Consider the following 14,378-nt stretch of genomic DNA (forward strand, 5'->3'; position numbering starts at 1 on the left):
GAAAACAGTTTAAATAAACTTTGTAGACACTGAACTTCTTATTACTACCTTAGGATACCTAACATTAGTAACAAAGTATTAATTATTTTGTGCTAAAGATTTTGTTTTATTAAAGGAACCAATTTATGACTACAGATTGCACAAAAGAATTGTCAAATTGCATTAGCAAATATAGAGAAGAGCTTAGAGAAAACAAAGCAGCAATTAAACAAACTGTAACTCGCGATAAAATCAATATAAGCGATTACTTTTATAAGGGTGATAAAACCTGCAACGAAGAAATATTTAATGTAGGAGGCGAGTGTTATGGTACAAAATATGGTGGGAAACAAAAATATACATATGATGAGTGGAAGCAAAAAATTGAAAAACCTCATGCTAAAGATTTGCTAAAAATGTTACAAAACGAAGTAAAAGATAAAATATTAAAGAGTTTTGAGGATTATAAAAAGTATCATGAAAATGCTACTGAAGCTATAAAAAAAGAATTAGACATAGATTCGAAATTAAAGGCAATACTCAGGGAAAAGCAACAACCAGAAACTGATGAAACTCGAGCATATTATGATGTTATACGAAGTTTATATGAAAATGGAGACATGCACTCTCAATTAAAGTGCAATGATCTTGATTGTTTTAACAGAACAATGGAGGATAATTTATCCCAAAAACAATCTGAATTAACTAATATAAAGAATAACTTTTTGGATAATACGCAAAATATTTTTCAACATATTCAAGTTGAAGATAGTCTTTTATAGAGTAAAGAGTGAAATAAGATTATACTGTTTTTCAAATAAAATTTTCTTAAGTTGTAGATTGTTTTTTACAGCTAAGGTAGCTGCCACCACTTGAAATATTTTATTCACCTAAAACTACATTCTACCCATCTTGAAGGGAATGTTCAAAAAAAGCATAGGCGTCAAGTTAAGGAAAAGTGGAATAAGAAAGATATCAACTATGTTTAAAAATTTTTTATTTGTGTAATTTTGCAACTTCATATGGGCAATAAAACCCCATTTTGTCGTATAAGAATAGAATTTTATATCAAACAGCTACTACCTTGCTTAAGCCAATGAATATGTGCGTTTAGTGTGTGTGTGGACGCACATATTCATTAACTAATTTTAATTATTGCCATGTAAATTTCTAAACATGCAAATTAATTGCTTCTTTAAGTCTGGCATTGGCGATGACTATAATTTTACGCATAAGTGCAGTGAGTGCTACCATCTTTCTTTTACCACTATCAATAAGCTTACAATAAAAAGCAGCAAGTTCTGACTTGGAGTTTCTAGCAGCCATAGCAGCTGTGAAAAGCTTTGAACGAACGTTACTTCTTCCACCTATAATCCTTCGGTAACCAATAGCTTTACCACTTTCCTTAGGATGAGGTGCAACACCTGCAAGGCTTGCAACTTGCCTTTTGTTTAAGGAACCAAGTTCCGGTATAAGGCACAATAAACATTGAGAGGTTTTTCTACCTATTCCAGGAACTGTTTCAAGAATCTTCTGGTATCGGTTCAGTTCAGGGTTTTCATTGACTATTTTTTGTATAGCTTGATCAAGCTTTTCTACCTGATTATTGAGGAATTCAATAGTTTGTTGACAACTTTCCTTAATGTAATCATTTCCAGGAGTTTTAAGCCTATTTTTTTCTTGAACAAGCATTTTTGTAATATCATCACGACGCTGACAAAGTGTAAATAAGGTGGTTTGTTCTTTTGAGATAGGTGTAAATAGCTGCAGACGTCCACAACGCTCAACACCATATTGGGCAAGCGCTTTTGCATCCAGATTGTCAGTCTTTGCCAAAGTTCCATGAGATAGAATGAAGTTTTTAACTTGACGAGTATTAGCACGATGCACAGCAATGTTTCTGTCAATAAGAAAATACAATAAGCCAAGCTCATAGCCTCCTGTAGCTTCTAAAATTATCATGGAATTGGGTAAGATATTTGAAAATTTTTGGTAAAATTGTTTCCAGCCAGAACAACTATTGTCAAACTTGATAACACTTTTTTGTTCATTCACTGCAATGACAAATTCAAGTTTTCCGATATCAATGCCAATAAAATTTTGATAAGATATAACCATAAAGAACCTCGAGAGTTTAAGTTAAAATTTAAGATTGTAAACAGGTGCATATGTATGTCCCAAACAACTATTCAAACGTCTCGAAGGATAGGCTTGAGTACCTTGATATCTACGTATGTGTAATACTACCGTCTTACGGTCGCTCAAGCCTTTGATAACTATATTTTTTTATAGAGCTACCTTCCTTCTTGCTTCTTTTATATCATATTTCCAACTTACAACCGTCTTGCTAGTCAACAAAAAAATTACTCAAGCTGTATCATAAAATCAAAAAATACTTCTGATTGTGTAACAGTACACAGATTACAGTTAGTGAATATGTTGAATGGATTGGAAGCATTTTTTGATTTTAAACTACAGTCAACATCCTAGTTCTGTAATTCTTGATATGATTTGGATCAAAAGCACTTTTGGATGTCAGGATACCGAAAATGATATGGAGTAGCTTACGCTCCCACAATTGCCATATTATGCTTACCCTTCTTCTTTAGTCTTTGGCAAAAACTCACAATGATAGGATTGTGATTCTTGGCTACTATGGCAGGAAAGAAAAGGGCCTTACGTAATGTTTGTAACCTGATTTACTTAATCTTGGTTTAGAATGTACAGATGAACCTGATGTTATATTTTTCGGTATAACTCCTGTATATGCTGCCAATTGCCTGGCATCTCTAAAAGCTTTTATGTCAGGGATTTCAGCTAAAATAGCTATTGCTGATTCCTCTCCTATTCCTGGAATAGTCAATAGAAGCTGAAAATTTTCCAACAATTCTTTGTGCTGCTTTAATAGTTTGCGTATGGAGTTTTTTATTATTTCTATTTTTTTAACTATATTCGTTGCAAGATCCTCCCAAGCATTTGCAACTTCTTTAGGCAGTCTCTCTTTTTTTTCTAGGTGGTTATTTACTAATTCTTTTAACGCAACTGAGCAACGATAAAGATGTTTTAATTTTTTCATTTCAGAAGAAGGTGGTGTCCAACGAGTTGGTTCCTGTCTTTGGCAATAATCAGCAATAATTTCTGCATCAGTCTGATCATTCTTTTGTCTTACGAGCTTACTCCTTGTATAAGATTTAATACAATAAGGATTTACAACACTAACAAAATGTCCAGCATTGTGCAGAAATTCAGCCAAAGCTTCGCTATAACAACCACATGCATGCCTTTACTTCTTCCACATTATGCTTTTGTAGAAAACTCAGCAGACCTTGAAACCCAAGATCATCGTTCTTAAAGCTCCTTTTCCTAGTTTCACGCTTTTCTTTTTTACTTATGAATGAAAGAAAAACATCAAAGCGATCTTTTGATACATCAATTCCAAGAAAGTTGTTGATCATATATAACCCCATACGTTACCATTTAAAACGAAAAGTAAGCCTTCTAAGAAACTCCCTCAACCAGTTCATCTTTTTGAACTAAGATGTAGCCAAATTCCTGTGCTTTTTTGATCAAGTTTTTTTTAACTCTCTCTTTGTAACGTGTTTCATAATAGTTCATTCCTTTTTCAACATATTCTTACCCATACTTTAGCATACTATAAAAAATGCATGCTAGTTTTCTTGCGGTAGCCGTGATTGCTTTTGGTGCACCTAGTCGTCTCTTTATTCTTCTACAGTACGCACCTATTCCGCTGTTGCTTCTTGATACACAGTGAGCAGCTATTCGAAATGCATTTGCAGCACGATTAATGACTTTACGCGTTCTTGTGCTAAACACTTTTTCTCCTGTAATTTTATTGGCAGGGCTAACCACGATGAAAAGTGTTTTTCTGTCCGCCATCTATTAGGGTTTATGCCAGTTTCTGAAATTATTGTTTGTATGGTTACTACATCAAGTCCTGGAACTTTTCCCTACCTGTAATTCTATGCAGTTCTTCGTGTATAGCAAAATTTGGCCTATGTTTTGTAGACTTACGCTTTATTTTATTACATAGCTTGTTCCCACCTGACTTTGTCTCAAATGTTTTATAATATCCTTCAATACTTCTATCACATTCTGCTATTTTTTCCTGATAAATATTGTATAGCTCAAACTCTTGTTTTAGTGTAAACAGGTGTTCCTCTCTATAGTTAATGCTTTTGCAATGGTAGATTTATCATTTTTTATTCGTCCATCTCTTAATTCAGCTAATTTTTCTGGATTTCTTTCACCCTCAAGTATTGCTTTAATAATTTGCATGCCAGTAACTCCTGTTATATCGCTTATCACCTTATGCAATTGAATGCTCATTTGAATTAACGCTTTTTGCATACGTTGAATGTGTGCTGCTGCACTTTTTATTAGGTTATCTCGTTGTCTAGCGTAGCTGCGTAATACACAAATTTGATTATCTGGTCTAAATGCAGTCCATAGCTATGCAGTTGTTGTAACCACTGGCAATCATCAGATTTTCTTCCAGGCACATTCTTAACATATTTTGCGTTTACTAATTTTACTTCAAATCCATATGATTCAAGTACTTGAAACAAGGGGATCCAATACACTCCTGTTGATTCCATGGCTATTGTAGTAACTTTGCACCTCTTTAACCACTTTGCTAAGTTATAAAGATCTTCTGTGAAGCAGCAGAATTTTTGTATATTCTGTTTATCTCTTCCTTCTGGTACACATACATAATGCACAGATATCTATTCCTGCCGCATCAGACCTCTAATTTACTTTTTGTTTTTGCCATTTCTAACCTCCATCATATAATAATTGAAAAGCACTTCAGCTTGGAACGGTTGAATTATACGCTCTTCTAATCGAGGTAGTCTCAAAGACTCCATCAGTGATTTTCCTTCCAAAACCATGCTAACCTACGAGCACTAAGGCACCATTGCCTACTCGGCTATAACTGCAGAAGCGCTTCTCCGTAAAATTATATTCAAAAAAGTAGAAAATAGGAGTTTCTTTCTGGTTTGACAGGTTTTGTATCTGTCCGATGCTAACCTTGTGGATACAGAATTAGAGCCATTTAGGTCTTTCTACGATACCGTCCAGCCTATACTTTTGAGGAGGGAACTCTTATCTTTCTTACAGATTTTATATCTAAGAGGAGAAACAGAGTTCTTCCCTCCTCCACCTAATGCTTAAGCTTAAAACATTAGATGCTTTTTACAAGATACAAGAGGAAATATTTTTCGTTTCATTAATGAAGCGATTGGAAACTGGTATGAGAATAATCCAAAAGTGGCAGGTACATCTACAGTGATAAAGTTGTGGTTTTGATACACATATCTTTTTAGAATTGCAAGCAGTTGGTTTTATAAAAGGTTATAAATGGGTAAAGATCTCAAGGTCATCAGCTATACACAAGCTTCTAGAAGATTTAAAAAGCTTAACATAAAAATCAATGACTGCAGAGTTGATAAAAATAATATTGAAATTGCAATAGATAGCACTAGAATTAGTATTATAGCTATAACCATAATAAGGAGAATGTAAGAAAATATATAGAAAGTCACATGTTATTTTAAACATAAACAGTAAAAAAGTGATATGCATGTACAGCTACCGGCATGCCTAATGTTGAATAAAATAGGCAATAAACAAAATATTTTACCTGTTCTTCAGCTTATGATATGGTAAGTATATATAAACAATGCAAGCTGCAAGAAAACACGCAAGAGTCTATGAGAAAGCTATCAGAGAGAAATAGCAACATTAGTGTAATAAAATCATGTGAAAGCTATGAAAAAGGTAAAGAAAGATGGAAGAGGAAGTAAAATATGGTCTATACTGAATGCTTTTTTTATAGGTTAAAAGAGACATTTGGGTTTAGTTTAAAAAATAAATCTGAGATAAATAGGGAGAAGGAACTACTTATTAAATGCTACTTAATGAACAAATTTTTGGTATGGCTGAGTTCGAAATAGTAACATGAAATTATTTGTTCAGGAAAAAACTTCACTAGATATGCAATAAAGCCTAACGGGCTTTTTGTGATTTACTATGTTAAAATTAAATAATATACTTAAACAATTTTTAGTTCAAAGGTAATGCCAAATCTAGATCAAATATTTTTTGCTCAAAACAATGTTAATATTAATAACGTGTATAAAATAGTCAATAATGCTTTGAGCAATAGTGATGGTGGTGAACTATTTTTAGAGCTTTGCCAGTCAGAGTCCCTGGTTTTTGATGATAACATATTGAAACACATGGATTTGAATATCAGAAAGGGGTTTGGTTTAAGGTCCTTTTGTGAGGATAGTACATCTTTTGTTTGCTCTTCTGAAATTAGTGAAAAGGAAATTAGTAATGCTGCCTCTATAGTGAAAAGCTCAGTATCTTTAAACAAAATAAATTCAATAAACTTAAATGAGGGGAAAAAAGGCATGTATTCAAAGATTAACCCCATAAATGAAATGGATCTAAACTCAAAGATTAAACTACTCAATGAGGTTAATGAATATGTAAGGTCCAAGAATAACTGCGTGAAGCAAGTAAAAATAACTCTAAATGGAGAATGGCAAGTCGTACAAATAATAAAGGGTGATCACAGATTAAGCGATATCAGGCCTCTGGTACGTTTTAATGTGTTAGTCATCGTAGAGAAAGATGGTCGAACCGAGAGAGGCTCCGCAGGACACGGTGGAAGGGATTCTTATAGTAAGTTTATTTCTGAGAAAAAGTGGAAAGAAGTTGCAAACCAAGCGTTAGAACAAGCACTGGTAAATCTTGAAGCAACTCCAACTCCAGCCGGAGAAATGACGGTTGTTCTAGGTTCTGGTTGGCCAGGGGTATTATTACATGAAGCTATAGGTCATGGACTTGAAGGCGATTTTAATCGTAAGGGAGTCTCAGCATTTTCAAATTCTATGGGTAAACAAGTAGCAGCTAGTGACATTACAGTAGTTGATGACGGAACTCTGCCTAATTTGCGTGGCTCTATCAGCGTAGACGACGAAGGCACTCCACCCAGTTATAATATATTGATAGAGGATGGGATCCTCAAAGGATACATGCAGGATCATATGAACGCTAAACTCATGGGTGTAAATCCAACCGGTAATGGTAGAAGAGAAAGTTATAAAGAAGTTATTATGCCGCGCATGACAAACACCTATATGCTGCCTGGAAAACATACACCGGAGGAAATAATATCTAGCGTAAAGAAAGGTCTATATGCAGTAAATTTCGATGGTGGGCAAGTTGATATAACGTCAGGAAAGTTTGTTTTTTCATCTTCGGAAGCTTACCTAATAGAAAATGGCAAAATTATACAGCCAGTAAAAGGAGCAACACTAATTGGTGACGGTCCAACAGTGTTGAAAAAAGTATCTATGGTTGGTAATGATCTAAAGTTAGATCCTGGTGTTGGCACATGCTCAAAAGATGGACAAAATGTGCCCGTTGGAGTTGGTCAACCAACACTCAAAGTCGACGCAATAACTGTTGGTGGAACTAAGATATAGATGGCTAAAACGAATTCCAGCACATGACGCACAATTGTATAAACATTGTAGCCGTTATTCAAGTAGCTCATAAAAACTACTTAACAAATTTCTTCAACTTCCTTATCATAACGTATGTAATAATGTTACAAAAATAATACCATGGAATTCAATAGGGTAATTTTCAGAAAATTCCTAAAAAAAGCAAGAAGCCTTTAATTGAGCAAAGTTTATGGATGCACTGTTTCAATTACTACAACTCGTATTAGGTAGGACAGGCTGTTGAAAAAGGAAGAAATAGAGAATTTTAGGATGCAAATTATTTGCCATCTATATGGAATATGGTCAAATCGTCAGTTATGTAGAGAGATCCACTTTAATGTAGAATATAGGTAGTTTTGCAGATTCAGTCTTGAAGATAAAGTACTAAATCATTCATCACTGAGTAGGATAAAAGATAGATTTGGGGTAAAGTTATTTTAAGAAATATTTGTTAGATTGGTTAGAAGATAACATAAAGCAGGTATTGTAAAAGGAGAAATTATCAATTGCATTAGAACCATTTAGGTCGATACCGCTCAGCCTATCATAGGAGTCAAGTTAAGGAAAAAGATATAAGGAGATAGAATAACAAGTTCTCACAGATATGTTTTTAGTGAGAGAAGTAACGATGAATAAAATAACTTGCCTATCAAATAACCTCAACAAATTTTTCAATAGACCCACTGCGAAACGGTATGCAACTAATTTCAGCATGAGTTAGGTGAACAGCAGGATCAATAAAAACCCATGTCTGAGGTTTACCAGGTCAGCAATTATTCATGTTGTATTTCTTCTGAAAATTGCGATAGGTATGCGACATAAAATCTTAATTTCACGGATTTTATGCTCTACCTAAATGATACCAGCTTCCGATTGTTGATCATCCGTCAGCCCGATACCTTTTATGTGGAATTACAACGTTACTCTCAATTTTTGCCACCCCAGAATCTGCATACTTTATATTCTCTTTTGGCAACATTTTTTCCTGTTTTCGTATCTTAAAATCGTGCTCTGTGTGACACTGATAGAATTTGCCCATCTTCTCTTATAACAATTTCCGTTTTCATTGTGTTTATACCAATTCCCGCTATACAAAGAACAGATAGATAATAATGGGAAAGAAGTCATACTAAAGTAAGTGAAATAGCGAGGTTTAAATGGCATTAAGATCAAAACTATTAGACGAAAAAGTTGTAAATTTGGCGAAAGAAATGTTAAAAAAGGTCAGAAATAACGCATATGTTTCAAAAAAGTTACAAGCGGTGATAGCAGGAAAAGAAAGTAGTATAAGCGCTGTGGCAAGAATATGTAAAATTTCAAGGACTGCTTTGACTGAATGGATAAAGCATCTAAAATTTGGTAGAGTAGAAAAATTATTTGCCCCGTCTCAGCGGCGAAGAAAAAGCAAATTAAACAAAAATCAACGTGAGCAAATTGAAATATGGGTAGAAAGAAATCCAAATATTACTATTAAGGAAGTGCAAATAAAAATCTCAGAGGAATTTGGCCTAAACATCAGCAAATCAACAGTGCACCGTGAGATACAAAGGATTTACATAACACCGAGGCCAATGCACCATAAACAAGATAAAAATAAGCAAGAAGAGTTTAAAAGATACTTCAATAAAATAGTCAATTCCCACCCTAAAAAGGAGGTGTTTTTTTGATGAATCACGATTTGGAACTCATTCAAAAATCGGACACGGATAGTTTAAAAAAGGGTTCAGAACGCAGGTTAAAATGAAAATTGGTAGACAAAATTTCTATATCTACAGTGCGGTAAATCCAAGAAGTGGTAAGAAAATTAGCCTACTTGCTCCATATGTAAACACTGATTGTATGAATATATTTCTGGAGCAGATGTCGAAAGATTTAGGCACGAAAGAAGCCTTTCTTGTAATGGATTGTGCAAGTTGGCATAGATCAAAAAGTTTGAAAATTCAGGAAAACATTACCATTATATACTTGCCTCCTTATTCACCGGAACTAAATCCTGTTGAAAGGTTGTGGCAATATATCAAATACAATACTTTACGCAATAGTATCTACGATACCATAGGTTTACTTGAAGATGTTTTGTGTAATTTTATTGTCAATATTTCCAGCACTACTATTAAACGAGTTTGTAATGTTTCTTATTTGTTCGCTTAGTAATGGATTTTGGTATTACTCTTTTCTTTCCAGAATAAGACAATTTTCCTATCTTTTGGCCGTTGTATTGGTTACATCTGCTAATATCTTCAAAATTCTTTCTGGCCTGTCCTTTTTTATTGAGATTTTTTTAGCCAAAAGTGGTTCCATTTTCTTGAGTAATCGGCAAATGTTTGAGTTATGCAGTTACTCAAGAATCGGTGTGTTATATAAGTTCAATAATACAGAATTATACAGAAGATTTTGCCTTCCAATACAGGCAATTTTGACGTTCTTCCATGGCATTTCTTCTGTTTTTCAACCTTTTCCCACTCTGGTTTCGACAACCTTTTGGAATTCTTCTATTGTCAGACCTGTTACATCTCGAAAATTCCTCGGATGTTCTTTTAGATTATTAAGCTCATTTTACCTCACTTTTTCTTGCTCTTTATATAACCATTTCTCCTCTTTTGCTGCAGGTCTTATGTTTAAATTTTTAGGAGAAAAGCATCCTGAGATAATTGATGATATTTCTGAATATTTTATGTTAGGAGATAATGTAAAATGGCATGATATATTTAACAAAATATGGGATATTGACAACAAAAATCCAGAAGAGTTTAAAGAATGGATAGATAGTCAAGATGTACAGTACACAAAATGTGATTCCTCCATGGATATAGTACACAGTCTCACATCATTAGTAGATATACTTTAACAGTACTACTTAAAGAACTAATAATTTCTATTATTGGTTCTTTGAGTGTAAAATCAACTGATACTCAACACATCTTCTATTAAAAACTGCACAAATTCATTGCCATTCCAATAATTCATAGAGATTTTACCCAAAATGGCTTTAACATTACCCTGCATAATAGCAGAGCCAAGCTTAGTATTTGCAGAGCGAAACGCAATAGCTTTTACCATAATATTGTCGTCAACAATAAAACATTTTACATGGTCAACTCCTACAACTTCAGGCCTCCTTATCTTTGCTCCTTGAATGATGAATCTCGGTTCGGGGTTGCCAACACCAAATGGCTCTAAGCGCTGCAGTTGATTCCATAGGGGTAAGTTTATTGCTTTAGCTGTTACTATACCATCAACTTTGATGGTTTTGTCGTTTGTGGAGTTTGCAAATCTTTCAGTAAAGAAATCATGTAGATCACTTATTTTATCTTCCTTAATCGAAAATCCTGCTGCCATATTGTGACCACCACCTTCAATGATTAGGTTGGTAAATTTCGCAGAAAGAACCGCAGCACCAATATCTACTCCAGAAATTGATCTGCAGCTTGCTTTTCCTATTCCATTGTTTAAAGATATCACTATCGTTGGTAGGTGAAACTGCTCCTTTAGCCTTGATGCAATTATACCAATTATTCCTTGATGCCAATTGCCGCTTACCATTATAAAATTTACACCTAATTGGGCAAATTTTTCCGCTTGTGTTGTAGCTTCTAAGAGAGCCTCATTTTCTAACATTTTCCTTGCATTATTTAAGTCTATTAATTTTAGCGTGATTAAATGCACCTCTTCTTCATCATCGGTGGAAAGCAACCTTGCACCAAGGGATGCTTCTCCAATTCTTCCTCCGGCATTTATGCATGGCCCAATACTAAACCCTAACCGTGAAACACTTGGTTTTTCAAGGATTCCCAAAGCGTCAAACAAAACACGTAAGCCAACGTTTTTTCTTGCTGACATAACTTTTAATCCTTGTAAAACAAAAGCCCTATTTAGACCTGTAATCTGCATAACATCACAGACAGTTCCAAGTGCAACAAGATCCAGTAGATCAAATAAATCTGGTTCTTTTTTGTTGGTAAAAAATCCTTCTTCACGTAAATTTCTATTAAGAGCAATAATTAGCAGAAATGACACTCCAACTGCTGCTAGGTTGTTATAAGGGGAGCTCTCATCAAGGCGGTTGGGATTAACAACTGCTACAGCACTTGGTAATTTTTCTATACCAAGGTGATGATCGACAACTATAATATCAAGTCCAAAGACCTTTGCATCTTCTATTGGTTGATATGCAAGCGTACCGCAATCAACAGAAATACATAAATCAATTCCTTTCTTTTTAAGTTGTAATAAAGCATCTGTGTTTAATCCATAGCCCTCATCAACACGATCTGGAATGTAGATTATAGAGCGTGTCCCAATCGCTCTTAGGTACCTATTAATCAATGCTGATGATGTTGCACCATCAACATCATAGTCACCAAATATTGCAATATTTTCATTATTGTTTATTGCTTTTATTATGCGAGAAACAGCTTTATCCATATCAAGGAGGTGAAAAGGATCTGGTAATAGCGATCTGATTAGTGGATGTAAGAAGTCATGTGCATTTTTTATGTTAACACCACGACTAACTAATATTCTTGCTAATATTTCTGGTAACTCAAATCTCTGTATAAGAGTTAAAATTTCCCTTTGATCTGCTTCTTGTAACTCCCACAGTGCATTTGTTATGCTGCGTTTTTCAATGTCGAGTAGCATATTCTTTGTAAATAAATACTGTATCAGAACTTTTAAGCTTATTCTATAATTGTGTTAGACTTCTGTATAACCTAGAAAAAAGATACAGGAGGATGTCATGAAAGTAGCTGACACTGAAAATTGGCTTTTTAATGCAAAGACAAAGCAATTAGAAACACTATTATTATATTTTTAACTTATCCCTATTATAGTATTTTTTTAATCGGAGATGTTGATCATGACTAGGTAGTGTAACGTAGGAGTTCTTTCTTAAGTGGTTTAAAATTAGATTATGTTTTATGTATAATGCAATCCGTTATGCTTTTCCATTGTAAGATATTTTTTATATTAAAAAATTTAGCTTATCTTTCACACTAGTTTGTCTAAGCGTAATTGACACATGCCCTTTTTAGTGTGTAGTAATTCTTTAATTCTATAGTATTTTGTTTGCAAGAATCTGGAATGATAAAAGAAAGAGGCTACTTTTCCACTGTGGTGAAATCCATAAAGAACAAACCTTCTTTCTCGTCTTGCATGCTGATGGTAGTGTAAGTGTTGAAAGGTAAAGGGTCATTTATATGTCCATGGCCTACTCCTTTTATTGTAAATACTGGAAAGTTGACACTTTTTGCAAACCTTTCTTTTACAATTTCGACAAGAGTATCATTATAACAGTTAACAAAGTCACCGAATATTACTGCATCTACTCCATCAAAAATATGAGCTTGTTTTAGGTGATCTAAACTGCGTTCAATTGAATATGGATAAACTCTTATGTCTTCTAAAAATAGAATTTTGTTTTTTGCGTTTATTTGCCAAGCAGTTCCTATACTGTTTTCGACTAAAGTCATATTACCACCGATGATTTTAGACTCTAATTTGCCATTTTTTAGTCTAACTCCATTATTTATCATCTTTAAGTTGTCAAATCTGATAGAGTTGCATTGCTTAAGAATTAACTCTTTCAATTTCTCAACAGAACTTTCAGCAACGGAGTTATTTACTATCATTTCTAACATGGTGCCGTGAAGAGTTTGCCAATCATATTTAATTTGCAGATAAATATGTAAAGCAGTGATATCACTATAGCCTATAAGAATTTTTTTGTTTTGAGCAATTCTTTCTTTTTTATCATTGGGCAGCTTTTCTAGGTAAGGAATCAGCCGAGAAGCCCCTTCTCCTCCTCTGATACACCAAATTATTTTGCTATCATCAGTGAGCGCATTAACCAAATCATTCGCTCTAAACTCATCAGAGTTAGAATAAAATGGATTGTCATTACTGTATATTTTCTCCGAAATGTGAGGATTAAAATCCAAAGTTTTTACGTATTCTCTTATAGTAGGCAGATCTGATTCTTTTCCTTTCGAAGAAGGAGCAATAATATCAACTTGATTTGCAGGATTAGTGAGTAAAAGGCATAGAAAATAAAGAATAAAGGAATACATTAAAATATCTTATGAAACTCTTGCTTTAATATATCATCTAATTCGCAAAGAGAAACTTTTACTCCTAGTTTTTCCATTGATGTAACGCCGTAATCTTTCAGTCCACAAGGAATAATACCCTTATAGTGGGAAAGATTCGGAGAGACATTAAGCGCTACGCCGTGATAAGTTACCCATTTTCTCAAGCGAATGCCAAAAGCTGCTATTTTTTCTTCTACTCCATTATTATTCACCCAGATACCTATTCTGTCTTCTTTGAATTCTCCAGATATGTTGAAGTGCTTTAAAACATTTATGATCCAATTAGCAAGATCTCTAATATATAGTTTTATGTCACATTTGTTTCTTTTTTTAAGGTTTAGCATTAAGTATATGATGCGCTGCCCTGGCCCGTGATATGTATATTTACCACCTCTGCCTGTTTTATGGACAGGAAACAATTTTTCAACAATATCATTATCTGTTGCACCGATTCCTGAAGTGTAAAGTGGAGGATGCTGGAGCAGCCATACTAGCTCGTCAGATAAATTATTGTAAATTTGTTGAATTTTTGCTTCCATGAATTCTACAGCATTGTTATAATCAATAAGTTGGTTAGATATTAGCCATTCTGTCATATTCAATTTCTTTTATTTAATTTTATAATACTTACTTGATTTTCAAGCAAGTTTAGGCTTTTGGTGAGCTTTTAAAGCTTACCGTATCAAGTCATGTAATTTTCATAACGAAAAAGGAAAGTATTTGCTACTGCTTGGTGGTGATAAAAGATTTGATATATGTTGCTGGATATGCT

At 33.9% G+C, this 14,378-nt stretch carries 9 protein-coding genes and 5 pseudogenes; 6 read left to right on the forward strand and 8 right to left on the reverse strand.

Annotation, left to right across the window (positions count from 1 at the left end; genetic code table 11):
* Nucleotides 1–125: 125 nt before the first annotated feature.
* Nucleotides 126–761, forward strand: a complete 636-nt coding sequence (locus ABLO99_RS05830) for a hypothetical protein (RefSeq protein ID WP_349967166.1) — start codon at nucleotides 126–128, stop codon at nucleotides 759–761.
* A gap of 388 nt (nucleotides 762–1,149) precedes the next feature.
* Here ABLO99_RS05830 and ABLO99_RS05835 read toward each other — a convergent pair whose 3' ends face one another.
* The 3 genes and pseudogenes from ABLO99_RS05835 to ABLO99_RS05845 all read right to left on the reverse strand — a co-directional run.
* A complete protein-coding gene (locus ABLO99_RS05835; RefSeq protein WP_349967103.1) occupies nucleotides 1,150–2,097 on the reverse strand; it encodes an IS110 family transposase in 948 nt (315 codons plus the stop codon).
* Between the two features lie 349 nt (nucleotides 2,098–2,446).
* Nucleotides 2,447–3,434, reverse strand: a pseudogene (locus tag ABLO99_RS05840) (IS110 family transposase).
* 43 nt (nucleotides 3,435–3,477) lie between these two features.
* A pseudogene (locus ABLO99_RS05845) lies at nucleotides 3,478–4,721 on the reverse strand (IS110 family transposase); the annotation flags it as partial.
* A 637-nt stretch (nucleotides 4,722–5,358) separates the two neighbouring features.
* On the opposite strand from ABLO99_RS05845, the gene ABLO99_RS05850 reads away from it, so the two are divergent.
* The 3 genes from ABLO99_RS05850 to tldD all read left to right on the forward strand — a co-directional run bounded on the left by ABLO99_RS05850 (nucleotide 5,359) and on the right by tldD (nucleotide 7,496).
* Complete coding sequence (locus ABLO99_RS05850) at nucleotides 5,359–5,523, forward strand: hypothetical protein (RefSeq protein WP_153295628.1); 165 nt, start codon at nucleotides 5,359–5,361, stop codon at nucleotides 5,521–5,523.
* Nucleotides 5,524–5,660: 137 nt separating this feature from the next.
* Entirely contained in the window at nucleotides 5,661–5,804 is a 144-nt protein-coding gene (locus tag ABLO99_RS05855) for a hypothetical protein (RefSeq protein ID WP_153295631.1), read from the forward strand.
* Nucleotides 5,805–6,077: 273 nt separating this feature from the next.
* The gene (gene tldD / locus ABLO99_RS05860; protein WP_349967168.1) at nucleotides 6,078–7,496 is read left to right on the forward strand and encodes a metalloprotease TldD; all 1,419 of its coding nucleotides are present in this window, start codon (nucleotides 6,078–6,080) and stop codon (nucleotides 7,494–7,496) included.
* Between the two features lie 738 nt (nucleotides 7,497–8,234).
* Here tldD and ABLO99_RS05865 read toward each other — a convergent pair.
* Nucleotides 8,235–8,590 (reverse strand): annotated as a pseudogene (locus ABLO99_RS05865) (IS5/IS1182 family transposase); the annotation flags it as partial.
* Between the two features lie 84 nt (nucleotides 8,591–8,674).
* On the opposite strand from ABLO99_RS05865, the pseudogene ABLO99_RS05870 reads away from it, so the two are divergent.
* Nucleotides 8,675–9,668, forward strand: a pseudogene (locus ABLO99_RS05870) (IS630 family transposase).
* Between the two features lie 19 nt (nucleotides 9,669–9,687).
* Here the strand turns inward: ABLO99_RS05870 and ABLO99_RS05875 are convergent.
* Nucleotides 9,688–10,019, reverse strand: a pseudogene (locus ABLO99_RS05875) (IS5/IS1182 family transposase); the annotation flags it as partial.
* 112 nt (nucleotides 10,020–10,131) lie between these two features.
* Between ABLO99_RS05875 and ABLO99_RS05880 the strand changes: the two are divergent.
* A complete protein-coding gene (locus ABLO99_RS05880; protein WP_047759551.1) occupies nucleotides 10,132–10,365 on the forward strand; it encodes a hypothetical protein in 234 nt (77 codons plus the stop codon).
* 53 nt (nucleotides 10,366–10,418) lie between these two features.
* Here ABLO99_RS05880 and recJ read toward each other — a convergent pair whose 3' ends face one another.
* The 3 genes from recJ to lipB all read right to left on the reverse strand — a co-directional run bounded on the left by recJ (nucleotide 10,419) and on the right by lipB (nucleotide 14,202).
* Entirely contained in the window at nucleotides 10,419–12,158 is a 1,740-nt protein-coding gene (gene recJ, locus ABLO99_RS05885) for a single-stranded-DNA-specific exonuclease RecJ (protein ID WP_349967171.1), read from the reverse strand.
* Between the two features lie 458 nt (nucleotides 12,159–12,616).
* Nucleotides 12,617–13,585, reverse strand: coding sequence for an LD-carboxypeptidase (locus ABLO99_RS05890; RefSeq protein WP_349967172.1), 969 nt, complete (start codon nucleotides 13,583–13,585; stop codon nucleotides 12,617–12,619).
* A complete protein-coding gene (lipB, locus tag ABLO99_RS05895; RefSeq protein ID WP_349967175.1) occupies nucleotides 13,585–14,202 on the reverse strand; it encodes a lipoyl(octanoyl) transferase LipB in 618 nt (205 codons plus the stop codon). Before lipB ends, ABLO99_RS05890 begins: the two co-directional genes overlap by 1 nt.
* Between the last annotated feature and the right edge of the window lie 176 nt (nucleotides 14,203–14,378).

It is taken from the genome of Wolbachia endosymbiont of Armadillidium arcangelii (genome assembly GCF_040207875.1).
Classification (GTDB): Bacteria; Pseudomonadota; Alphaproteobacteria; order Rickettsiales; family Anaplasmataceae; genus Wolbachia.